The organism is Actinoplanes lobatus, assembly GCF_014205215.1.
In the GTDB taxonomy this organism is placed as follows: domain Bacteria; phylum Actinomycetota; class Actinomycetes; order Mycobacteriales; family Micromonosporaceae; genus Actinoplanes; species Actinoplanes lobatus.
In genome coordinates, this window is record NZ_JACHNC010000001.1 from 1,016,272 (window position 1) to 1,037,299 (window position 21,028).

Below are 21,028 nucleotides of genomic sequence, written 5' to 3' on the forward strand. Positions count from 1 at the left end.
CGATCAAGGGGTTTTGCGGGGTTTTGGTTGGCAGCGAGGGCAGCTGAACGAGGACCTGTTCATGAACTGCTCGCGGCGGATGATCGCGCCGCAGCGGTGACAGGGCTCGTTCTCGCGGCCGTAGGCGTTGAGGGAGCGGTCGAAATAGCCGCTCTCGCCGTTCACGTTGACGTAGAGCTCGTCGAAGCTGGTGCCGCCGGCCACGATGGCCTCGGACAGGACGTCGCGGACGTGGCCGAGCAGGCGTTCGACCGCGGGGCGGGTGAGCTGGTCGGTGGGGCGGGCGCCGTGCAGCCGGGCGCGCCACAGGGCCTCGTCGGCGTAGATGTTGCCGATGCCGGAGATCAGGGTCTGATCGAGGAGGGCCCGTTTCACCTCGGTGTGGCGGCCCCGGATGCGGGCCGTGAAGGCCACGTCGTCGAAGAGCGGGTCCATCGGGTCGCGGGCGATGTGGGAGATCTCGCCGGGCAGCTCGGCGCCGCCCTCGGAGACCGCCAGCCCGCCGAACGTGCGCTGGTCGACGAAGCGCAGCTGCGGGCCGCCGTCGGTGAAGGTGAAGCGGATCCGCAGGTGCTTCTCGTCGGCGGCCTCGGCGGGCTGCATCAGCAGCTGGCCGCTCATGCCGAGGTGGCCGACGATCGCGTCGCCGGAGTCCAGGGGCAGCCACAGGTACTTGCCGCGGCGGGAGATGTCCAGCACGGTCCGGTCGGCGAGCACCGCCGAGAAGTGGGCGTCGCCGGGCAGATGGCGGCGGATGGCCCGGGGGTGCAGCACCTCGGCGGTGGCGATGGTGCGGCCGGTCACCCACTTGGCCAGGCCCATGCGGACGGTCTCGACCTCGGGAAGCTCGGGCACTGGCGGTGTCCTTTACAACGTGTACGGCCAGACGGTCACCAGGTAGGCGCCGTAGTAGAGACCGAACAGCGCCCAGGCGGTGATCGACAGGACCGCGACCCGGGGGCGGGCGCGGGCGGCGGCCACGACGGCCGGCAGCAGCGTCAACAGTACGGGCAGCAGCAGCCGTGGCTTGGAGTGGTAGAAACCGGCCTGCCCGTAGACGAGGATCATCGCCACCACGCCGTAGACGGCCAGCGGCGGCCACGGTTTCCGCGCGAGCGCCACCCCGGCCGCGGCGAGGGCCGCCAGCAGGATGAACGCGACGCTGAGCGGGATCCAGCCGTCGCCCTCACGCAGGGTCGTCCAGAGGAACTTGCCGGTGCTCTCGCCGTAGTCGAACGAGGTGCCCCAGCCCGCCGTCTGAATCTTGAACCAGGCGTCCAGCTCGCCCACCCGGTAGGCGACCCAGCCCAGGTAGAGCGGCACCCCGGCGAGCGCGGCGGCCGCGGCGGCCAGCGGCTTCCATTTCGGCTGGTCGCCGTCGCGGATCGCGAGCAGGGCGGCCACGGCGAGGCCGAGCGCGGCGGCGGCGCCGGTCGGCCGGGTCAGCGCGGTGGCCAGGCCGAGCAGGCCGGCGGCCCACCACACCCGGCGGTGCGCGGCCACGAACATGCCGGCGACCAGGGCGATGAAGAGACTTTCCGAGTACGCCATGGACAGCACCACGGACGCCGGCGCCGCGCAGCAGATCGCGACGAGCGCCCAGCCGGCCCGTTTGCTGTAGAGGCTGGTGCCGAGCAGGTACAGCCCGATCGCGGCGGCGATCGAGGCGAGCCAGGCCACGCCGAGTGCGGCCGCGCTGGGCTCGATGCCGACCGCCGCGCCGGCCCGGATGAGGATCGGGTAGACCGGGAAGAAGGCGAGCTCGTTGCCCTCCAGCTGGCCTGAGTCGCTGTAGGTGTAGCCCTCGGGGTAGCCGTCGACGGCGACCCGGAGGAACCAGCCGGCGTCCCAGACGAGAAGCCGCTCCCAGACGGATCGCGGCTGTTCGGTGGCGCCGCCCAGCCAGGCGATCATGAGGAGCTGACCGACCCGGGTGAGGGCGAGGATCCCGACGGCCGTCAGGACCCCGTTCCATCCGCCCGCTTTATCCCATAGAGCGGTCTTCTCCGTCTTTTCTTCCACTATGACGGTCACGGCTCGGTCTTCTCGGCCTGCTCGGTGAGCGTCCGCCAAGCGGCCGCCGCGGCCCGCTGCTCGGCCTGCTTCTTGCTGCGGCCGTCGGAGCCGCCGTACCGCTCGCCGGCCACCACCACCCAGGCCGTGAAGGTCTTGGCGTGATCCGGGCCGGAGTCCTCGATCTCGTAGTCCGGCACACCCAGGCCGAGCGCCGCGGTCAGCTCCTGGAGGCTGGTCTTCCAGTCCAGGGCCGCGCCCCGGCCGGCCGACTCGGCCATCAGCGGGTCGAACAGCCGGTGGATCACCTCGCTGGCGATCTCCAGACCGTGTTCCAGGTAGATCGCGCCGAGCAGCGCCTCCAGGGTGTCGGCCAGGATGCTCGCCTTGTCCCGCCCCCCGGTGGTCTCCTCACCCTTGCCCAGCAGCAGGTGCGGGCCGAGCCCGGCCGGGCCCAGGCCACGGGCCACGTCGGCGAGCGCGTGCATGTTGACCACGCTGGCCCGCAGCTTGGCGAGCTGCCCCTCGGGCAGATCCGGGTGGTTGTGGAAGAGCGCCGACGTGATCACCACGCCGAGCACCGAGTCGCCCAGGAACTCCAGGCGCTCGTTGGTCGGGAGACCCCCGTTCTCGTACGCGTACGACCGGTGGGTCAGCGCCCGTTCCAGCAGCTCCGGCTTGAACGGGACACCGAACGCCTCCTCGAGTGGCTCAGTGGATGGACGACGGCGCTTGTCAATCATGCGATACCTCGCTGTACCTCAGCAGATCGGCGATCGCCGCGACCGAGGCGCGGCGGTGCAGGTCGGCCGCGAGCGCGATGCCCGCGGCGAGATCCGGGCCGGCGGCGGCGCCGTGGCAGACCACGACCGTGCCGGACACCCCGAGCAGCAGCGCGGCACGGGGTGGCGGAGTCTTGTCCGGGGAAGGGGGCCGGGTCAGGGCGTACGCCGTCTCCAGGCCTTTGAGAAGCACGTTTCCGGTGAAACCGTCGGTCACCACCACGTCGGCGGCGCGGCCCAGGACGATGTCGCCGCCCTCGACCAGTCCGGCGTAGCGGGCGCCGCCGGGCAGCGGCAGATCGACGAGCAGGTTGGGCAGGGCACGGCGCAGGCGGTCGCCCTTGCCGGGCTCGGTGCCGATGGTGAGCAGGCCGACGCGGGGCGCGGGGACCTGGTGGACGACCGCGGCGTACGCGGCCCCGATCCGGGCGTGCCAGGCGAGGGTCTCCTCGTCCGGGTCGACGCTGGAGCCGACGTCGAGCAGGACCACCCGGCCGGCCACGGTGGGCAGCACGGCGGTCAGGGCGGGACGTCGGATGCCGGGCCAGCGGCCCAGCTCGCGGGCGGCGGCGAGAACCGTGGCCCGGGTGTCGCCGGCCGAGACCAGCGCGTCGGCGCGGCCCTGGGCGACGGCGGCCACCGCACCGCTGACGGTGTCGGTGGGGGTGATCGCGGTGGTGATCCGGCGCCGGTCGCCCGGTTTCAGGGCGGCGAGCACCGCGTCGGCGGCATCGGCCGGACCGACGAGAGTCAGGTGGAGGGACGGATCGGCCCGGCAAGCGCGCAGAGCGCCGTCAACCACGACGGCGGGAGCCTGGTCCCCGCCGAGGAGGTCGACGGCGATCCGCGCGGTGCCCGGCTCCCCGACAGTACGCTGTCCGGGAGCCGTGGCACCGGTGGTTCGCCACCGCTCGGGCACGACCCGCCCGATGATCGGGCGAGTCACGCGCGACGTCAGACCTCGAGGACCTGACGGCCGTTGTAGGTGCCGCAGACGCCACAGGCGGCGTGCGGCAGCTTCGGCGACTTGCACTGGGAGCAGGCCGCGGTAACCACCGCGGTCGCCTTCCAGTTCGCCCGGCGCGAGCGGGTGTTGCTGCGCGACATCTTGCGCTTGGGGACGGCCACGGTTCCTACTCCTCGTTTTTTGACAGATTGCGCAATGCGGCCCAGCGGGCGTCGACTTCCTCATGGCTGTGATCAGCCGGGAGTTCGTCGAAATGCACCCCACACTCGGGGCACAACCCTGGGCAGTCCGGCCGGCAGAGCGGATTGGCCGGCAGGGTCAGGACGATCGCGTCCCGCACCACCGGCTCCAGGTCGAGCAGATCGCCCGACATCCGGCCGACCTCGTCCTCGTCGGTGGTCTCCTCCGTGGTGCTGTCCTCGTAGGCGAACAGCTCCGCGATCGAGACCTCGAACGGATTGTCGATCTCGTTGAGGCAACGCCCGCACTCGCCGGTGAGCGAGCCGCTGACGGTGCCACTGACGTAGACCCCCTCGGAGACCGACGTCAGGGTCGCGTCGACCGTGAGATCAGAGCCCTCGGGGACCGAGATCAGCTCCAGACCGAGGTCCGCCGGGGCCGGCACCACCCGATTCAGGGCACGCGTCGCACCAGGCTGCCGGGGGAGCTTCGTCGTGTCGACGACCAGCGGCTGCCTGGGGTCCAGGTGACTCTGCGGTGACTTGGGCATCGTGATTCCTCAGCCATGGTAGGCCGACCGAAAACATTACCTGAGCTTGTAGGACGTCGTCGAATCGGGCTGCTTGCCGAACGTGGTCAGAACGGGAGCGGGCGCTCGGCATCCTCTCCCTGGAAGGTGCCGATCTCGCGGAGCGCGTGCATCTTGTCACGCCCCCGCTCGATCGACGCCAGCGCCCGGGTCAGGAACTGCTCGAAGTTGGCCAGCGCGGTGTCGACGTAGTCGTCGACCTCCTCACGCAGACGCTGCGCCTCGGTCCGCGCCTCGGCGATGATCCGGGCGCCCTCATGCTCGGACGAGACGGTGATCTCGTTCACCGACACGAGCCGGGCGTGTTCCGCCTCACCCTCGCTGACGATCCGGTCGGCCTCGCGGCGGCCGGCGTCGACGATCCGGTCCCGCTCGTCCAGGACGGCGGCCGAGCGCCGCAGCGCCTCCGGCAGCTCGGAGCGGAGGATCTCGAGCCGGTCGATCATCTCGGCGCGGTCGAACATGAAGTTCGTCCGGGACATCGGCACGGAGCGTGCGTCCTGCACAAGGTCGATGATCTCGTCGATGCGGTCGAGCGGATCCACCGTGCCTCACTCCCGTCGTCGAACCGCCACCCAACGTGGTGCGATCACGTTACTTCGCGCCCGCCTAATTCTGCTTCAACCGACCCACCAGGCGAGCCAGCACATTGTCCGGGAGGTACGACGAGGCGTCCCCGCCCCACTTGACCACGTCTTTGACCAGGCTCGACGACAGGAACGAGTAGAGCGGGTTGGTCGGCATGAACAGGGTCTCCACACCGGAGAGCCCGATGTTCATCTGCGCCATCTGCAACTCGTAGTCGAAGTCGCTGACCGCGCGGAGGCCCTTGACGACCACGGCCGCGCCCTGGTCCCGGCAGAAGTCGACCAGCAGGCCGTGGAAGGACGCCACCCGGACGTTGCTGTACTGCGCCGTCGCCTCGCCGAGCATCTCGAGACGCTCGTCGATGGTGAACAGGCCGGTCTTCGACTGGTTGATGAGGACTCCGATGATGACCTCGTCGAAGAGCCGGCTGGCCCGTCCGATGATGTCGAGGTGCCCGTTGGTGACCGGGTCGAAGGAGCCGGGACACACCGCTCGTCTCATGATCGGCGACCGTACCAAAGCGTGGTCTCGCCATAACGCCGGGTACGGTCGCCCGCCAGACCGTCCACCCAGCTCAACGGTCCACCCCGGGTGGATCTCTCGAAGATCACCACAGCGCCGGGCGCCAGCCAGCCGTTGGCCACCAGTTCCTCCTGGACGGTGTCGATCTCGTCGTCGCCGAGCGCGTACGGAGGGTCGGCGAACACCACGTCGTACGGTCCGCCGGCCGGCGGGTCGCCGAGGACCTGCAGAACCTTGCCGGTGACCAGCCTCGCGGCCGACCCGACCCGCAGCGCCACGATGTTGTCCCGCACGACCCGGGCGGCCTTGGCGTCCGACTCGACGAGCAGCGCGTGGTCGGCGCCGCGGGACAGCGCCTCCAGGCCGACGGCGCCGGATCCGGCGTACAGGTCGGCGAACCGCGATCCGGACAGTTCGGTCATCGTCTCCAGTGCGCTGAAGAACGCCTCCCGGACCCGGTCCGATGTGGGCCTCGTGTGCGCGCCGGACGGAGCGGACAGCCGACGGCCGCCGTGCGCACCCGCGATAATCCTGGTCATCAGTGGCGACGCTACTTCACCACCGCGTGTGAGCCACCTTCGCGTGAACAATTCCCTCGTCATGGGCACGACGCGCGACGATACGGTTCCGTTCGGTACAACGAAGATCACAGATGCGCAACAAGCTCCTTAGCGAGCGCTGAGACGTTTCTTTGATCTCCGGGAATGGCTAGGGTCGGGCAGCCGCGGGGTTAGGCGTCGTCTCTGGATCCGGTTTCATCCACCAGCGACAGTCGGCCGCCTCCCACGCGCTCCCGAACCCCTTTCACAGGAGAAGGCGTGAACCTGTCTAAATCCCCGCTCCGCCGCGTGGCCGGTCTGGCTGCCGGCGCCGTCCTCGGCCTGGCCGGTGTCGCGGTGGCCGCCTCCCCGGCGTACGCCACCGACAGCGTCATCGGTTACTCGGTGGACTGCGACACCAAGACCGGCGACTGGGTCGTCACCTGGACCGTCACCGGCAACGCCCCCGACGGCGTCGAGAAGTTCCGCTTCAACGCCGTGAAGGCCGAAGAGGGCACCCCGGTCAAGGAGGTGGAACTCCCCGAGTACAAGGTCGGCAACGAGTACACCTACGACACCAACAAGGCCATCACGGCGGTCCAGCGCGTCGAGGGCACCAAGACCTTCGCCCGCCTGGGTGTCGAGGTCGAGTTCGACAACGAGCACAAGGACCTCCCGCGCGAGAACACCGCGAACTTCGAGGGCACCTGCGACAAGGAGAAGGAGCAGCCGCCGGCCTCGCCGTCGCCGTCCTCCCCGTCGCCGTCCCCGAGCCTGCCCTCCGAGGAGCCGGAGCTTCCGGACGACCTTCCGGGCGAGCCCGAGCCGATCTTCGAGCTCACCTGCGACACCATGACCATCGGGTTCGACAACCCGAAGGACAGCCTGCCGATCAAGCTGGGCTACGAGACCAGCAAGGGCGAGAAGCGCGAGCGCACCGTCGCCCCCGGCACCAAGGGCTCGGAGACGTTCTCCGCCAAGGAGGGCTTCTTCGTCAACCTGACGATCACGGTCACCTACGAGGGCGAGACCTACTCGGAGACCGTGAAGGTCGACTACGTCGAGCCCGCGGGCTGCGAGGACAGTGACGAGCCGGCGCTGCCGGTCACCGGTGCCGCCGCGGGTGGCATCGCCGGCGGTGCCGCCGCACTGCTGGCCATCGGTGGTCTGCTCTTCGTCATGGCGCGGCGCCGCAAGGTGAAGTTCACCGCCTGATCCACCTGAACCACCTGTAACACCGGGGGCGCGTCGACTGAGGTCGGCGCGCCCCTTCCGTTCCCCACCCCAGGAGCAACACTTGCGCAGAACCCCACGGGCCGTCGCTCTGGCGGCCGGCCTCCTCCTCGGCCTCACCGGCCTCGTCGCCCTCGGCTCGCCCGCCACCGCGAGCGCGCACCCCCGCTGTACGCCCGTCGCCGAGGCGAAGTACCAGCACACCTTCGACGGTCCGGGCGGCACCGCCACGATCGAGCTGCTCAACGGTCCGCTCTGCGGCGAGCAGTCCTTCGCCCTCGTGGCGTACACCGCCCCGTCGGCGAAGTTCGCCACCCCGCAGTACGTCCTGGACAGCTCGGTCAAGAAGTTCGCCCCCGCCGCCAAGGGTGAGCTGACCGTCAGCAAACTCGACTTCAAGGTCGAGGTGCCGGAGTGCTTCACCCAGGTCGACTTCGTCTTCGGCGACAAGATCATCGACCCGCTGACCGACGACAGCGACCGCTACAACGACCGCAAGGTCGGCAGCGACCGGGGCGAGGGCTCCCGGTCCGTCCCGGTCCCGGGCAGCAACAGCCCGCGCCAGGCCTGGTACAACGGCGGCGCCGGCACCTGCGTCGCCGAGCCGGTCGTCGAGGCGCTGCCGGACTGCGAGGGCAACGTCCAGCTGACGCTGATCAACCGGAGCACGTTCAGCCAGCCGTTCGTGATCACCGCGGACGGTGGCTTCACCAAGAGCGAGACGGTGAAGGTCCGCCAGGAGCCGGTCGTCGTCACCGTGCCGGCCGCCAACGCGAAGAACATCGTGGTGCAGTCCCGCGGCAAAGAGCTGTACCGGGGCGACTGGAGCAAGCCCGCGGACTGCCAGGTGCCCGAGGTCGGCACCCCCGAGGCGAACGTGGCCAGCACCTGCGACGCCCTGACCTTCACGGTCAAGAACCCGGAGAACGGCGCCGCCCTGGAGGCCGTCTTCACCCCCAGCACGGGTACGGCGCAGACCCTCGCCCTCCAGCCCGGTCAGACCAAGTCGGTCGCCTTCCGCGCCACCGAGGGCCTGAAGGTCACCGTCAGCGGCGACCTGGACGTGCTGAACGGTGAGGTCGCCTGGGAGAAGCCGGGCGACTGCGACACCCCGCAGCCGCCGGCCGAGACCACCGCTCCGCCGACCCCGGAGGAGACCACGCCGCCGGCCGAGCAGTCGCCGAGCACCCCGGTCACCACCGCCTACACCTCGGTGGCCGACGGAGGCGACGACGACGGCTCGCTGCCGCTGACCGGCTCCGCCGCGGCCAGCATCGCGGGTGGCGCGTTCCTGCTGCTCGTCGTGGGTGGCGTGCTCTTCTTCCTGGCCCGCCGCCGCAAGGTCGACTTCACGGCCTGACCCATTCCGGGAAAGAACCGTCCGGGCGCGGTGGATAGTCGTGAACGGCTACCACCGCGCCCACGTTCATCCCGCCGTAGATGTGTGGGAACTGCCGTCCGTCCGGCTCCGGAGGGACACCGTCCTCCCAGACGACCGGCACGTCGAGCCGCTCCTCGTCGATCTCCAGCAGCAGCAGATCCGTACGCCCGCGGAAGCGCAGCGTGGCCGGCATGTGCACCCAGTCCGCCGCGGAGCAGTGGATGAAGCCTTCCGCCCCGTTGTTGGGGATGAAGCCCTCCGTGATGGCCTTGGCCCACGCGTCGCGGGGGCAGAGATGAAAGATCAACCCTTCTCCAGGTACTCGGCGCGGTCCTCGTCGACCAGCGCGGCGACCGAGGCCGCCAGCGCCGGGTAACGGGACAGGTCGGGGTCGTCGCCGATCAGCGCGGACGCCTCGGCCCGCGCCTCCTTGATCAGCTTCTCGTCCCGCAGCAGCGACAACAGCCGCAGATGCGAATGCTTGCCGGACTGCGACGCGCCCAGCACATCACCCTCCCGGCGCTGCTCCAGGTCGATCTCGGAAAGCTTGAAGCCGTCCGTCGTGGAGGCCACCGCGTCCAGCCGCTCCCGGGCGGACGAGCCCTCCTCCGCCTCGGTGTGCAGCAGGCAGATGCCGGGCGCGGCGCCCCGGCCCACCCGGCCACGCAGCTGGTGCAGCTGGGAGACACCGAACCGGTCGGCGTCCAGGATCAGCATCACCGTCGAGTTGGGCACGTCCACGCCCACCTCGATGACCGTGGTCGCCACCAGCACGTCCACGTCGCCGGCCGCGAACGAGCGCATCACCGCGTCCTTCTCCTCCGGCGGCATCTTGCCGTGCAGCATCGCGATCCGCAGACCCTTCAGGTACTCGTCGCGCAGCAGCGGCAGCACCTCGGTCACCGCCAGCGGCGGGCGGCGGGTGGGCTCGTCGTCCTTCGGTGGCGTCTCCTCGTCCTCGCCGATCCGCGGGCACACCACGTAGGCCTGGTGCCCGGCCCGCACCTCCTCCTTGATCCGCACCCAGGCGCGGTCCAGGTAGGCCGGTTTCTCCAGAGCCGGGACGACGTGCGAGGCGATCGGCGAACGGCCGCGCGGCAACTGCGACAGGATCGAGGTCTCCAGATCGCCGTAGACCGTCATGGCCACCGTCCGCGGAATCGGGGTGGCCGTCATCACCAGCACGTGCGGGGGCCGGGCCGCCTTGGCGCGCAGCGCGTCCCGCTGCTCCACCCCGAACCGGTGCTGCTCGTCCACCACGATCAGGCCGAGATCCTTGAAGTCGACACCCTCGTACAGCAGCGCGTGCGTGCCCACGACGATGCCGGCACGCCCGTCCGCCACCTCGGCCAGCGCGGCACGCCGGGCCGCCGCCCCCAGCGACCCGGTCACCAGCGTCAACCGGGTGCCCTCCGGATCACCGTCCAGCTCACCGGCCCGGCCCAGCGCGCCGAGCTGGGCGCTGATCCCGCGGAAGTGCTGGGTGGCCAGAACCTCGGTCGGCGCGAGCAGGGCCGCCTGCCCGCCCGCGTCCACCACCTGGAGCATCGCGCGCACCGACACCAGCGTCTTGCCGGAACCGACCTCACCCTGCAACAGCCGGTGCATCGGATGCGGCCGGGACAGGTCGGCCGCGATCTCCTCACCCACCTCACGCTGACCTTCGGTCAGCTCATACGGAAGACCGGCGTCGAACCTCGCCAGCAACCCGGCCTCCGCGCGGGGCCGGGCAGTGCCGGGAGCCGCGGCCGCACGTGCCCGGCGTTGCACAAGCGTCAGCTGTACGGCGAAAGCCTCGTCCCACTTGAGACGGTGCTTCGCCCGGTACAGCGCCTCCTCGGAGCTCGGCCGGTGAATCTCCCGCAACGCCGTACCGATGCCGGTGAGGTTCCGTTTCGCCCGCACCTCGGCCGGCATCGGGTCGGGCGGCGGCTCGAACGTGTCCAGCAGGGTCCGCACGCACTTGGCGATCACCCAGGTCGGCACCGCCTGGGCCGCCGGATAGACCGGGATCAGCGCACCCGCGAACTCCTCGATCTCGGCGGCCGCGTCGTCCTGCGTGGCATCGGCGCTGAGCAGCTGGTACGCCGGGCCGTTCAGCTGGCGCTTGCCACGGAACTCGGTCACCTTCCCGGCGAACAGCCCCCACACACCCTTGCGCAGCTCCCGCTCCCGCCACGCCTGGTTGAAGAAAGTGCAGGTCAACGTCGCACCGGAACCGTCACCGATGGTCACCTCAAGCATGTTGCCGCGGCGCTGGCGCATCGGCTTCACATTGATCCCCTGCACCTGGGCCAGCAGGGTGACCTGCTCGTCCACCTTCAAGCTGCGCAGGTCGGTGTGCTCGCCACGCTCGTCGTACCGCCGTGGGAAGTGGTAGATCAGGTCGCCGGCGGTAACCAGCTCCAGATGCTGCTCCAAGGCCTTGGCGGTCTTCGCACCCAGAACCTTGGTCAGCGGGACGTCCGTGGTGGTCATTCGACTCCTGCCAGCAGGTGGTACCGGGGCTGGCCGCCGGCGTAGCACTGCAACTCGATGAACGGCCAGGTCCGGTGCACGTGATCACGCAGATCGGCCTCCAGACCCGGCGGGGCGGCCGCCCCCAGCACCAGGGTGACCAGCTCGCCGCCACCGCCCAGCATCCGGTCCAGCAGGCGGTGACTCACCTCGGTCAGGTCGCCGCCGATCACATGCACCTCGCCGTCGACCAGACCCAGCAGGTCACCCGCCCGGCACGGGCCCGCCACCGTGAGCGCGTCCCGCTGGGCGGTGCAGACCTCGCCGTACCGGCAGGCGCCGGCCGCCTCGGCCATCGCGATCACATCGTCGGCGAACGGGCGCTGCTCGTCCCGCACCGCCAGCGCGGCCAGCGCCTGCACCGGCGAACGGGTCGGCACCACACTGACCCGGACACCGGCGGCCTCCGCCTCCCGCGCGGCCGAGACGGCCACCGCCTGCGTGTTCGCGTCATTGGGCAGCAGCACCACCGAACCGGCGCCGGTCTTGTGCACAGCCGCCAGCAACTCGGCGGTCGACGGATTACGGTCCACGACGGTGGCGCCCTCCCCCTCGAAGAGAGCGGTCAGCCCGTCCCCGGCGGCGACCACCACAGCCGCCCGCCGATCAGGGCCCGGGCGGTGCCCCACCAGCGGCGTCACCCGAATCCGGAACGGCCGGCCCGCCTCGATGCCCGCCTCGATCGCCGGGCCGACATCGGTCACGTGGACGTGCACGTTCCACGTCGGGGGGTCGCCGTCGCCGGTGCCCACGACGACGAGGGAGTCACCCAGGCCGTCCAGGGTGCCCCGCAGCCGGGTGACGGCCTCCTCGGTGGCCTCCAGCAGGTACTGCACCTCGAACCCGTAGCCGGCGCACTCGTCCTCGTGGCCCGCCGGATGGCTGAGGCCTGCCCGGCCCTCGCCCGTCCAGACCGCCTGGCCCTCACCTACCCGGCCCGCCTGCCCCTCGCCCCACCGGGCCGCCTGGCCCTCAACTACCCGGCCCGCCCGGCCCTCGCCCCACTGGGCTGACTGCCCCTCGCCTACCGGACTCGACTGTTCCTCGCCTACCCGGCCCGCCTGCTCCTCGCCCCACCGGGCCGACTGCCCCTCACCTGCCCGACCCGACTGGCTCTCGCCTGCCCGACCCGACTGGCCGTCGCCCCGTCGGGCGGCCTGGCCGTCGCCTACCCGGCCTGCCTGGCCCGGGTTTTCCCGGCCCGCCCACCGACTTTGATCTTGCCGATCCGCCGGATGGCCGGAAATCGGCAGCACAGTGGTCGCCGCCTGGCCGCCGATCGGGGTGATCGGCGTAGTGCTGACGGCCGGATCGGGGTCCGCCGGATCGCCGCTTCCAGAGCCGGGCACCGCTGGGCCGCCGGCGACCATCGGGGGCCTGTCGCCGCCGGGCACCACCGGGAGTGTTTCGCCGCCGGGCACCGCCGGGGGCATTTCGCCCGCCGCGACCACCTCGACCAGGGCGTCGAGCAACAGGCAGAGGCCGCGCCCACCGGCGTCGACGACGCCCGCCCGGGCGAGCACCGGCAGCTGCTGCGGGGTGCGATCGAGCGCCTCGGCGGCGGCCTGCGCGGCCGCCTGCGCCACCGTGGCCAGGTCGTCGGACCTGGCCCGTCCGGCGCCCTCGGCCGCGGCGGCCACCACCGACAGCACGGTGCCCTCGACCGGGCGGGCCACCGCCGCGTAGGCGGCGTCCGTCGCCGTCCGCAAGGCGCGGGCCAGCTCACCGCCGCGCACCGCGACGGCGGCCGCGAAGGCGTCGGCCATGCCGCGAAGGATCTGCGAGACGATGACGCCGGAGTTGCCCCGGGCGCCGAGCAGGGCGCCCCGTGCCATCCGGCGCATCAGCCGGGCCACCGCGGTCATGCCCTCCGGCCCCGGCTCAGACTCCACCGGACCGGCGACCGCCTCGTGCGCGGCCGTCAGGGTGAGGACGAGGTTGGTGCCGGTGTCGCCGTCGGGCACCGGGTAGACGTTCAGCTCGTCGATCTCACGCTGATGCGCCCGAAGTGCCTCCAGCCCACCATTGCACCAGCGGCGTACCGCGGCGGCATCGAGGGTCTCCAGCACGCGAAAATCGTACTTGCGACCTCCGACAATCGCGGGGCACGCACGCTGACCGGGGGCGATTGGCTCCCCCGGCCGGGGATCGGGTAACCTTGCCGGGTTGCCTGGGCGATGCTTGCTTACCCTGGGCGCCTCCAGTTTCTGGATCAGGTCAGTTTCGTATCAAACCCAGGAGTATCCCGTGGCTAGCGTGTGCGACGTCTGTGGCAAGGGACCGGGCTTCGGCCACAACGTGTCCCACTCGCACCGGCGGACCAACCGCCGCTGGAACCCGAACATCCAGTCGGTGCGCACCCCGGCCGGTGGCGGGACCACCAAGAAGCTCAAGGTCTGCACCTCGTGCATCAAGGCCGGCAAGGTCGTCCGCGCCTGACCGAGCCTTTCTGGCTGATCGAATAGCCGCTGAACCCCTGGTTCAGCGGCTATTCGCTGTCGTGCCCGCCACACACCGCACGATGTACCACTGATCACCGCACGACGTACCGCTGACGCGCCGGCTACCGGCCTCTGACCGCGTGGCCCGCCTCTCGCTCGCCGACCTACACGGCAGTACCGCTGACGCGCCGGCTACCGGCCACTGACCGCGTGGCCCGCCTCTCGCTCGCCGACCTACACGGCACTGTGGGAGTGGTCCGTCACCGACTCCACCCGGCTCGCTCAGCTCTCCGGCAGCGGCACCCTCCCCATCAGCAGGCTGCCTCGCGCGGCCGCCGACAGACCGCCGAACCGCCACGGTCGCCTGCTGTCGCCCGTGCTCCGCCGCTGTGTCGTGTACCTACGGTTCCGCGGGTCGAGCGTCCGGCCGTCGGCACTCCGCGTCGTCCGACGGCGCTGTGGTCGATGACGCCCTTCCGTCCGGCGGTGCCGCGGTCGACGACGCTCTTTTCGCCTGCCGGGCGCGACGTCCGGTCCGGTCTTCCAAGGGTGGCCCCACGACGCCGCCCGTCCTCACTTGACTCGGTTATCCACAGGAAGGCCCGGACGTCCACAGGGACGGTGGAATCCGGTCGTTCGGCACGGCCGGGAACGGCAACATCTCCGCCATGTTCGCCGAGACCGATCCCCCGCTGCGGGAACTGCTGGAACGACAGGCCGGTGTACTCAGCCGCCCACAAGCGTTGTGCCATCTCTCCGCCCGAGCGGTGGAGCGGCGTCTCAGTTCGCGACGATGGCAGCGCGTACATCGCGGCGTCTACGTCGCCCACACCGGCCCGGTCGACCGGGAGGCCCGGCGATGGATCGCGGTCCTGAGCACAGGCGACGGAACGCTGCTCGGCGGCCTGTCGGCACTCGAGACCGTCGGGTTCCGTGGTTTCCTCACCGACCGGATCGATGTGCTGGTTCCGGCCGAGAAGACACCCAGCGGTCCCCCGTCCGGGGTCGTGGTCCACCGCACCGGCATCCTGCCCGGCTCGGACATCCACCCGATGGGCCGACCGCCGGGAACCCTGCCGGCCCGGTCACTCGTCGACGCGGCCCAATGGGCGATCTCCGATCAGCGGGCCTGGGCCATCATCGCGGCCGGATTCCAGCAACGCCTGGTCTGCACCGATGACATCCGAACCGTTCTCGCCCGGATGCCCCGGGCCAAACGCCGGTCGCTGATCTCCGAGGCGGTCACCTGGTCCTCGGGTGGAGTCCACTCGGCGGCCGAAGCCGATTTCCTCCGCCTATGCCGCCAGGCCGGACTTCCCGAGCCGCGCCTCCAGCATGCCCGCCGGGACGCACACGGACGGCGAAACTACCTGGACGCGTATTTCGAGGAACTCAGACTGCACGTCGAGATCGACGGCGGCCACCACATGGACGTCGAGCATTGGTGGGCCGACATGCGCCGTCAGAACGATCTGTGGATCCCCGGCGACCGCGTCCTCCGCTTCCCGGCTTGGGCGATCCGCCACCGCCCGGCCGAGATAGCAACCCAACTCCGCGCCGCCCTCCAACCCATCCCATTCTTGAGCGCTTCACCACCCCTCCCGGTGACAAAAGGTCCAAGATCCAGAAAGGAGGGGTAAAGGGACGCCCCCCAACCACCCACTCATCAGACCTTGGACGCCCCCTACCGCAAAGAGGCGACAAACCACCAAGATCGCCAATAGCGCAATCGCAAGCCCCACAGCCTGCGGGATACGGATACGGATACGGATACGGCGTGCGGGATGCGGCGTGCGGCGTGCGGGATGCGGGATGCGGCGTGCGGCGTGCGGCGTGCGGGATGCGGCGTGCGGCGTGCAGGAGATGCAGCATGCAGGAGATGCAGCATGCAGGAGATGCGGCATGCAGGAGATGCGGCGGCATGCAGGAGAGCGAGGCACCACGCGGCGCAGGACGCCGTTCTTGGACGCCTCCCCACCGCAAGAGGTAGCCAATCGCCCAAGATCGCCCACGGCGCATCCGCGAGCCCTGCGGCCCTCGGGATGCCAGGCGCCACGCGACGCAGGACGCCGTTCCTGGACGCCTTCCCACCGCAAGAGGTGGCAAAGGGCTCAAGATCGCCAATAGCGCATTCGCAAGCCCAACGGCGCGCAGGAGATGCGGCATGCGGGATGCGAGGCACCACGCGGCGCAGGACGCCGTTCTTGGACGCCTCCCCACCGCAAGAGGTAGCCAATCGCCCAAGATCGCCCACGGCGCATCCGTGAGCCGTGCTGCGGCACGGCGCATGGCGCATGGCGCACGGCGCATGGCTTGCGGCGCACGGCGTATGGCTTGCGGTGCATGGCTTGCGGCGCACGGGATGCGAGGCACCGCGCAGCGCGGGACGCCATTCTTGGACGTCTTCCCGCCGCGAGGGGTAGCAAGACGTCCAAGATCGGCTAGGGCGGATTCGTGCGGCAGGCGGCGTGCGGGAGGGGTGGGCCGTGCGGGAGGCGGGAGGGGTGGGCCGTGCGGGAGGCGGGAGGGGTGGGCCGTGCGGGAGGCGGGAGGGGTGGGCCGCGCGGCGGCGGGGGGTGGGGCTAGAGGGGCTTGGCGTAGGAGAGGACGTCTGGGTAGCCGGCGTAGTAGCCGAAGTCGGGGATGCGCATGTAGCCGGCGGACTCGTACAGGGCGATGGCCTCCGGCTGACGGTCGCCGGTCTCCAGGATCATGCGATTGCAGCCGGCCGCCGTGGCGGAGGCCTCCACGGCGGCGAGCATGCGGCGGGCCACACCGCGGCCGCGGGCGGCGCTGGTGGTGAACATGCGCTTGAGTTCGGCGTCGTCGCCGTGCCGTCGCCAGCCGGCGCTGGCGATCAGCTGGTCGCCTTCGACGGCGACCAGGAAGTCGCCGTTCGGCGGGGTGAAGTCGGCTGCCGTGATGGGGGTGTCGTCGCCGCTGCCGCCGTACCGTTCGGAGAGGTCTCGCAGGTTTTCGGCGACGAGTGTCTGGACCGCCGGGTCGCCGAAACCCACGGATTTGATCTTGATGTCCTGCACGCGGGCAAGACTAATCGAGGTCAGCGGAAATGGTCCCAGCCCGTGCCGCCGGTCCAGGGCTTGCGGTCGACGGTGACCCCGGTTCCGTCGAGCACCGAGCCGATCACCCGCCAGTGGTCGGGGAGGGTCACCCCGGGTGGGAAGGTCGCGGCGAGCGGGTGGTCGTCGCCTCCGGCGAGGAGCCAGACGTACGGGTCGACGCCGAGCGCCTTGGCCGCGTCCAGCATCTGGGCGGGCGGCTCGAAGGAGTCCCGCCGTACGTCGATCCCGACCACGCTGGCCTCCGCGATGTGCCCGAGGTCCTGGAGCAGCCCGTCGGACACGTCGATCATGGAGGTGGCGCCGAGCCGGGCCGCCTCGGGTCCGGCCGGGTACCGGACGTCCGGCCGCCGGTACGCGTCGACAAGCAGTTTCGGCGTCCGGAAGCCACGGGACAGCACGGTGAGGCCGGCCGCCGCGTACCCGATCCGCCCGCACAGGGCGACCACGTCCCCGGGCCGGGCCCCGTCCCGCCGGACCGGCGCCACCCCGCCCAGGTCACCCAATGCGGTGACGGCGATGGTGAGCGTGGGGCTGGCCGAGGTGTCCCCGCCGACCACGGTCGCGCCGACCAGCCCGGCTTCGGCGGAGAGGCCGTCGGCGAGTCCTTCGGCCCAGGTGACGTCGAGCCCGGTCGGTACGCACAGCGCCACCAGCAGGGCGGTGGGGGTGGCGCCCATGGCGGCGATGTCGGCCAGGTTGGCGGCGGCGGCGCGGTGGCCGACGTCTTCGGGCCCGCACCAGTCCCGGCGGAAGTGGCGCCCTTCGACCAGCACGTCGGTGGAGGCGACGACCCGTCCGTCGGCGGCGCGGACCACCGCGGCGTCGTCGCCGGGGCCGAGCAGGGTGGCGGATCCGGAGCCGAGCCGGGAGACGATTCGGCCGATCAGCCCGAATTCACCGGCCTCTGCGATGCTCACGTCTAAGTCCTTCGATGGTGGCGACCCGCTGCCGGGTCGCTTCGTACGGTAGTTTCACGACCGGGGATCACCGACGCACTGGCGGATAGGAGTCGAACGTGGTCCAGGCATACATCCTGATTCAAACGGAGGTCGGGAGGGCCCGTGACGTGGCCGCCGCGATCGAGAAGATACCGGGGGTGGTGCGGGTCGACGCCGTGACCGGTCCGTACGACGTGGTCGTGCTGACCGAGGCACACAGCGTGGACGAGTTGGGTGGCCTCATTGTGAGCAAGGTCCAGTACGTGCCGGGCATCACGAGGACGCTCACCTGCTCCGTGGTAAACCTCTGACATGGTGGACCTCGAGACCGCGAAGATCGAAGAAGCTCCGGACCGGACCCGTCGGGCCGCCGCGCTGTGGGCGACCGCAGTGGCCGTACCGGTGACTTTGATCGTAGGTCTCGTCGTCTTTTTCTCCTTGATTCCGGAGAAATCGGATGAACCGGCCAAAGTTCCCCAGGCCGTTCCGAGCACCCCGGTTCAGGTCGACGCCCCTCGACTGGACGAGGCGACCGCCCAGGTCTGCCTCGCGGTGACCGCCCAGCTGCCCGCGAAGATCCGGGATCTGGACGCGCGCAAGGTCTCGGCCGGCCCGGAGCAGAACGCGGCCTACGGCGAGCCCCCGCTGCTCGTCTCCTGTGGCGTCCCGCAGCCGGCCATGTGCACGACGCTCGACGACAAGACCCCGGGCTGTGTCCCGATGGACACCGAGCTGCTGTTCATGGACGGGGTCTGCTGGTTCGGGAAGAACGACGACGGCACGGCCGTCCTCACCACGATGGACCGTGAGGTCCCGGTGCGGGTGACCGTGCCGTCGGCGTACCAGAATCCGGCCCAGTGGGCGAACGAGTTCTCCGAGACGGTCGTGAAGACCGTCAAGTCGAAGCCCGGGAACGCCATGCCCAGCGGCTGCGCCTGAGACCTAGTGCAGCCCGGTCCCCCGGCGCAGCGCGGTCCGGATGAGACGGTCCACCACCTTGGGGTATTCCTCGCCGGTGGCCGCCCACATCTGCGGGAACATCGAGGTCGGCGTCATGCCCGGCATGGTGTTGATCTCGTTGAGGAAGATCTCGCCGTCCGCCGTGACGAAGAAGTCGACACGCGCCAGCCCGGCACAGTCCAGCGCGGTGAAGGTCCGCAGCGCGAACTCCCGCACCCGCCTGGTCAGCTCCTCCGGCAGCGGCGCCGGGATCGTGTAGCGGCTGCCGACCAGGTACTTCGTCTCGAAGTCGTACCAGTCGGCGTCGTCGACGTGGATCTCGGCGAGCAGCGACGCCTCGGGCGCGCCACCGGCCTCGCCCTCCAGCACCCCGCACTCGATCTCGCGGCCCACGATCGCGGCCTCCACCAGCACCTTCGGGTCGATCTCGCGGGCCGTGGCGATGGCCGCGTCCAGGTCGGCCCAGTCGCTGACCTTGGTGATGCCGGTCGACGACCCGGCCCGGGACGGCTTCACGAAGACCGGCAGGCCGAGCCGCTCCTTGTCCGCCTCGGACAGCGACGTCCCGGCGCGCAGCACCGCGTACGGCCCGACCGGGATGCCCTCCGCGGCCGCCAGCTTCTTGGTGAACTCCTTGTCCATGGCCGCCGCCGAGGCGAACACGTTCGCGCCCACGTACGGGATACCGGCCATCTCCAGCATGCCCTGGATGGTGCCGTCCTCGCCGTACGCCCCGTGCAGCACCGGGAACACCACGTCCACACCGGCCAGCTCGGAGACGCCCTCGGCCGCGTCGCGCACGATCAGCTCGGTCGCCGTCGGGTCGGCCGCGAACACCACGGCGCTGCCGGACTCGGCCGTGATCTCCGGCAGCCGCCGGTCGCTGATCGAGAGCTGGGAGGCGTCACCCGAGGCGAGGACCCAGCGACCCTCACGGGTGATTCCGACCGGCAGCACCTCGTACTGATCCGGGTCCAGGGCACCCAGGATCGCACCGGCGCTGACACAGGAAATAGCGTGCTCAGTGCTGCGACCACCGAACACGATCGCGACGCGGGTCTTGCGGGGGGACGTCACTCTTCTCTGCGCCTTCCAGCTAGCGGGCATGCCGGGGGTGACCCTACTCTGCGTAAGCCAGAATCGGGATTCGTGGCGGCGCCCGTGAAAGACGTGCAAGGCAGGGAGGACGAAGCGTTCATGGCTCCAGCACTCCACGTGATCGCCGGACCAGGTCCGGGGCAGCTGGCGACGATGGCCCATCCGGCCGACGAGCCGTGGTCACCCCAGGAGCTGAGCGCGCTCGCCCGGGCCGGGGTCCAGGTGCTGGTGTCCTCCGCCGAGCCCGGCCCGGACACCGCGGGCATCGAGGTGGTGCCCTTCCCGATCTCCGACGGAACCGCCACCCGCGACGAGGCCAACCGGGTGGTCGCGCTGGCCGTCCGTCTCGCCCGGGAGGTCCGCGCGGGCCGTTTCGTGGTCACCCAGGCGGCGGCCGACAACGGCCGGTCGACACTGCTGGCCACCATGACGCTCGCCCTGCTCGGCATCCGCCCCGGCGAGGCGCTGCGCCGCACCGGCCCGTCCGGCACGCCCATCGCCCCCGACTGGCTGCACGACTTCGTCGCCACCCACGGCTGATCTTCCGGCCGCCGGCTCCCGTCACACCTTTCAAACCCGTTTCCGGTACGGGGTGGAGCGCCCCCAACCGCAGCACCCCGTCCCGTAGCGCACCGCGAGCCCCGTGCGTGGTCCAGACCATGCCGCGCCCGCCGGGCGTGAGCGGGGTGGTCCAGCCAACGCCGTCCACAGACCACCACCCCACCCCTACGGCGGTGCACTCGACGTCCCCCGCAAAACGCCGCCGGTGTCGAGGCAGGCGTTTGCCGCGGAGCGAAGCGAAGCCATCAGGCACAGCTGAAGGTCTGCGGCAGGGCTCCGGCGTCCCACAGGGCGTCGAGGTGGGCGAGGAAGCCGGTCAGGCTGCGCTCCAGGTCGCGGCGTTCACCGGGCGGCAGGGTGGCCAGCGGATCGGAGAAGATCAGGCCCTCCGGATGCTTGGCGCGGGTGCCCACGAACCTGTCGCAGGCCCCGCACCACACGTAGCTGACCAGGGTGGGCCGCTTGGCGTTGGCCGGCGTCGTGAAGTAGGCGCGCAGCCGCCGCTGCCCGCAGGCCGGGCAGTCCCGCTCCCCCGGGTCGGCGAAGAAGCTCGCCCCCTGGGTGAGCGCCGCCACCTCGTCACCGCTGAAACTGCTCCAGGCCGTCACGACAGGATCAACGCCCGGCCGCCGGACC

23 protein-coding genes are annotated in these 21,028 nt (G+C 70.8%); 7 read left to right on the top strand and 16 right to left on the bottom strand.

Annotation, left to right across the window (positions count from 1 at the left end):
- Positions 1–3 precede the first annotated feature (3 nt).
- From mutM to rsmD, 9 genes are all read right to left on the bottom strand, one after another.
- On the bottom strand, positions 4–855 hold the full coding sequence (gene mutM / locus BJ964_RS04445) for a bifunctional DNA-formamidopyrimidine glycosylase/DNA-(apurinic or apyrimidinic site) lyase (protein WP_188119487.1): 852 nt from the start codon (positions 853–855) through the stop codon (positions 4–6).
- 12 nt (positions 856–867) lie between these two features.
- Positions 868–2,034 (bottom strand): mannosyltransferase family protein, encoded by a 1,167-nt coding sequence (locus BJ964_RS04450; protein ID WP_188119488.1) that lies wholly within the window; start codon positions 2,032–2,034, stop codon positions 868–870.
- Positions 2,031–2,756 carry a ribonuclease III gene (rnc, locus tag BJ964_RS04455; protein WP_188119489.1) on the bottom strand — a complete coding sequence of 242 codons (726 nt, stop codon included), beginning with the start codon at positions 2,754–2,756 and terminating at the stop codon, positions 2,031–2,033. Before rnc ends, BJ964_RS04450 begins: the two co-directional genes overlap by 4 nt.
- Positions 2,749–3,714 (bottom strand): phosphate acyltransferase PlsX, encoded by a 966-nt coding sequence (locus BJ964_RS04460; protein WP_229806610.1) that lies wholly within the window; start codon positions 3,712–3,714, stop codon positions 2,749–2,751. The genes rnc and BJ964_RS04460 overlap by 8 nt, the downstream gene beginning before the upstream one ends.
- 35 nt (positions 3,715–3,749) lie before the next feature.
- Positions 3,750–3,923 (bottom strand): 50S ribosomal protein L32, encoded by a 174-nt coding sequence (gene rpmF, locus BJ964_RS04465; RefSeq protein ID WP_043527495.1) that lies wholly within the window; start codon positions 3,921–3,923, stop codon positions 3,750–3,752.
- A 5-nt stretch (positions 3,924–3,928) separates the two neighbouring features.
- The gene (locus BJ964_RS04470) at positions 3,929–4,492 is read right to left on the bottom strand and encodes a YceD family protein (protein WP_188119491.1); all 564 of its coding nucleotides are present in this window, start codon (positions 4,490–4,492) and stop codon (positions 3,929–3,931) included.
- Positions 4,493–4,578: 86 nt separating this feature from the next.
- Entirely contained in the window at positions 4,579–5,076 is a 498-nt protein-coding gene (locus tag BJ964_RS04475) for an SPFH domain-containing protein (RefSeq protein WP_188119492.1), read from the bottom strand.
- A 64-nt stretch (positions 5,077–5,140) separates the two neighbouring features.
- Positions 5,141–5,620, bottom strand: coding sequence for a pantetheine-phosphate adenylyltransferase (gene coaD, locus BJ964_RS04480; protein WP_188119493.1), 480 nt, complete (start codon positions 5,618–5,620; stop codon positions 5,141–5,143).
- A complete protein-coding gene (gene rsmD, locus BJ964_RS04485; RefSeq protein ID WP_188119494.1) occupies positions 5,617–6,180 on the bottom strand; it encodes a 16S rRNA (guanine(966)-N(2))-methyltransferase RsmD in 564 nt (187 codons plus the stop codon). Before rsmD ends, coaD begins: the two co-directional genes overlap by 4 nt.
- A 279-nt stretch (positions 6,181–6,459) precedes the next feature.
- Here rsmD and BJ964_RS04490 point away from each other — a divergent pair, with 279 nt between their 5' ends.
- Positions 6,460–7,395 carry a hypothetical protein gene (locus BJ964_RS04490; protein ID WP_188119495.1) on the top strand — a complete coding sequence of 312 codons (936 nt, stop codon included), beginning with the start codon at positions 6,460–6,462 and terminating at the stop codon, positions 7,393–7,395.
- Between the two features lie 82 nt (positions 7,396–7,477).
- Positions 7,478–8,773, top strand: coding sequence for a PVV-CTERM domain-containing choice-of-anchor G protein (locus BJ964_RS04495; RefSeq protein WP_188119496.1), 1,296 nt, complete (start codon positions 7,478–7,480; stop codon positions 8,771–8,773).
- Here the strand turns inward: BJ964_RS04495 and BJ964_RS04500 are convergent.
- The 3 genes from BJ964_RS04500 to BJ964_RS47760 are packed head-to-tail and all read right to left on the bottom strand — an operon-like array spanning position 8,763 to position 13,380.
- Entirely contained in the window at positions 8,763–9,101 is a 339-nt protein-coding gene (locus BJ964_RS04500; RefSeq protein WP_188119497.1) for a DUF952 domain-containing protein, read from the bottom strand. The two genes, BJ964_RS04495 and BJ964_RS04500, sit on opposite strands and share 11 nt — an antisense overlap.
- Positions 9,098–11,272 carry an ATP-dependent DNA helicase RecG gene (gene recG / locus BJ964_RS04505; RefSeq protein ID WP_188119498.1) on the bottom strand — a complete coding sequence of 725 codons (2,175 nt, stop codon included), beginning with the start codon at positions 11,270–11,272 and terminating at the stop codon, positions 9,098–9,100. Before recG ends, BJ964_RS04500 begins: the two co-directional genes overlap by 4 nt.
- Positions 11,269–13,380 carry a DAK2 domain-containing protein gene (locus BJ964_RS47760; protein WP_229806564.1) on the bottom strand — a complete coding sequence of 704 codons (2,112 nt, stop codon included), beginning with the start codon at positions 13,378–13,380 and terminating at the stop codon, positions 11,269–11,271. Before BJ964_RS47760 ends, recG begins: the two co-directional genes overlap by 4 nt.
- Positions 13,381–13,558: 178 nt before the next feature.
- Here BJ964_RS47760 and rpmB point away from each other — a divergent pair, with 178 nt between their 5' ends.
- Together rpmB and BJ964_RS04525 are read left to right on the top strand one after the other, a co-directional pair.
- Positions 13,559–13,750, top strand: a complete 192-nt coding sequence (rpmB, locus tag BJ964_RS04520) for a 50S ribosomal protein L28 (RefSeq protein ID WP_026207002.1) — start codon at positions 13,559–13,561, stop codon at positions 13,748–13,750.
- 670 nt (positions 13,751–14,420) lie between these two features.
- On the top strand, positions 14,421–15,392 hold the full coding sequence (locus BJ964_RS04525) for a type IV toxin-antitoxin system AbiEi family antitoxin domain-containing protein (RefSeq protein ID WP_188119499.1): 972 nt from the start codon (positions 14,421–14,423) through the stop codon (positions 15,390–15,392).
- A gap of 942 nt (positions 15,393–16,334) precedes the next feature.
- Here BJ964_RS04525 and BJ964_RS04530 read toward each other — a convergent pair.
- Both BJ964_RS04530 and BJ964_RS04535 read right to left on the bottom strand, forming a co-directional pair.
- The gene (locus BJ964_RS04530) at positions 16,335–16,793 is read right to left on the bottom strand and encodes a GNAT family N-acetyltransferase (protein ID WP_188119500.1); all 459 of its coding nucleotides are present in this window, start codon (positions 16,791–16,793) and stop codon (positions 16,335–16,337) included.
- Positions 16,794–16,813: 20 nt separating this feature from the next.
- The gene (locus tag BJ964_RS04535; RefSeq protein WP_188119501.1) at positions 16,814–17,752 is read right to left on the bottom strand and encodes a thiamine-phosphate kinase; all 939 of its coding nucleotides are present in this window, start codon (positions 17,750–17,752) and stop codon (positions 16,814–16,816) included.
- 98 nt (positions 17,753–17,850) lie between these two features.
- Between BJ964_RS04535 and BJ964_RS04540 the strand changes: the two genes are divergently transcribed.
- A complete protein-coding gene (locus tag BJ964_RS04540) occupies positions 17,851–18,084 on the top strand; it encodes an Lrp/AsnC family transcriptional regulator (protein WP_188119502.1) in 234 nt (77 codons plus the stop codon).
- Position 18,085: 1 nt separating this feature from the next.
- Positions 18,086–18,712, top strand: a complete 627-nt coding sequence (locus BJ964_RS04545; RefSeq protein WP_188119503.1) for a DUF3515 domain-containing protein — start codon at positions 18,086–18,088, stop codon at positions 18,710–18,712.
- Positions 18,713–18,715: 3 nt separating this feature from the next.
- Here the strand turns inward: BJ964_RS04545 and BJ964_RS04550 are convergent, their stop codons facing one another.
- Positions 18,716–19,810 carry a D-alanine--D-alanine ligase family protein gene (locus BJ964_RS04550; RefSeq protein WP_275407633.1) on the bottom strand — a complete coding sequence of 365 codons (1,095 nt, stop codon included), beginning with the start codon at positions 19,808–19,810 and terminating at the stop codon, positions 18,716–18,718.
- Positions 19,811–19,930: 120 nt separating this feature from the next.
- Here BJ964_RS04550 and BJ964_RS04555 point away from each other — a divergent pair, with 120 nt between their 5' ends.
- Positions 19,931–20,371, top strand: coding sequence for a hypothetical protein (locus BJ964_RS04555; protein ID WP_188119505.1), 441 nt, complete (start codon positions 19,931–19,933; stop codon positions 20,369–20,371).
- Positions 20,372–20,637: 266 nt separating this feature from the next.
- Here BJ964_RS04555 and BJ964_RS04560 read toward each other — a convergent pair whose 3' ends face one another.
- On the bottom strand, positions 20,638–21,000 hold the full coding sequence (locus BJ964_RS04560; RefSeq protein WP_188119506.1) for a hypothetical protein: 363 nt from the start codon (positions 20,998–21,000) through the stop codon (positions 20,638–20,640).
- Positions 21,001–21,028: the final 28 nt, after the last annotated feature.

What these genes read in the sequence shown, in the direction of transcription:
- rnc (WP_188119489.1), bottom strand. Translation starts at nt 2,756, where the DNA reads ATGATTGACAAGCGCCGTCGTCCATCCACTGAGCCACTCGAGGAGGCG.
- BJ964_RS04470 (WP_188119491.1), bottom strand. Translation starts at nt 4,492, where the DNA reads ATGCCCAAGTCACCGCAGAGTCACCTGGACCCCAGGCAGCCGCTGGTC.
- coaD (WP_188119493.1), bottom strand. Translation starts at nt 5,620, where the DNA reads ATGAGACGAGCGGTGTGTCCCGGCTCCTTCGACCCGGTCACCAACGGG.
- rsmD (WP_188119494.1), bottom strand. Translation starts at nt 6,180, where the DNA reads ATGACCAGGATTATCGCGGGTGCGCACGGCGGCCGTCGGCTGTCCGCT.
- recG (WP_188119498.1), bottom strand. Translation starts at nt 11,272, where the DNA reads ATGACCACCACGGACGTCCCGCTGACCAAGGTTCTGGGTGCGAAGACC.
- BJ964_RS04525 (WP_188119499.1), top strand. Translation starts at nt 14,421, where the DNA reads ATGTTCGCCGAGACCGATCCCCCGCTGCGGGAACTGCTGGAACGACAG.
- BJ964_RS04545 (WP_188119503.1), top strand. Translation starts at nt 18,086, where the DNA reads ATGGTGGACCTCGAGACCGCGAAGATCGAAGAAGCTCCGGACCGGACC.
- BJ964_RS04555 (WP_188119505.1), top strand. Translation starts at nt 19,931, where the DNA reads ATGGCTCCAGCACTCCACGTGATCGCCGGACCAGGTCCGGGGCAGCTG.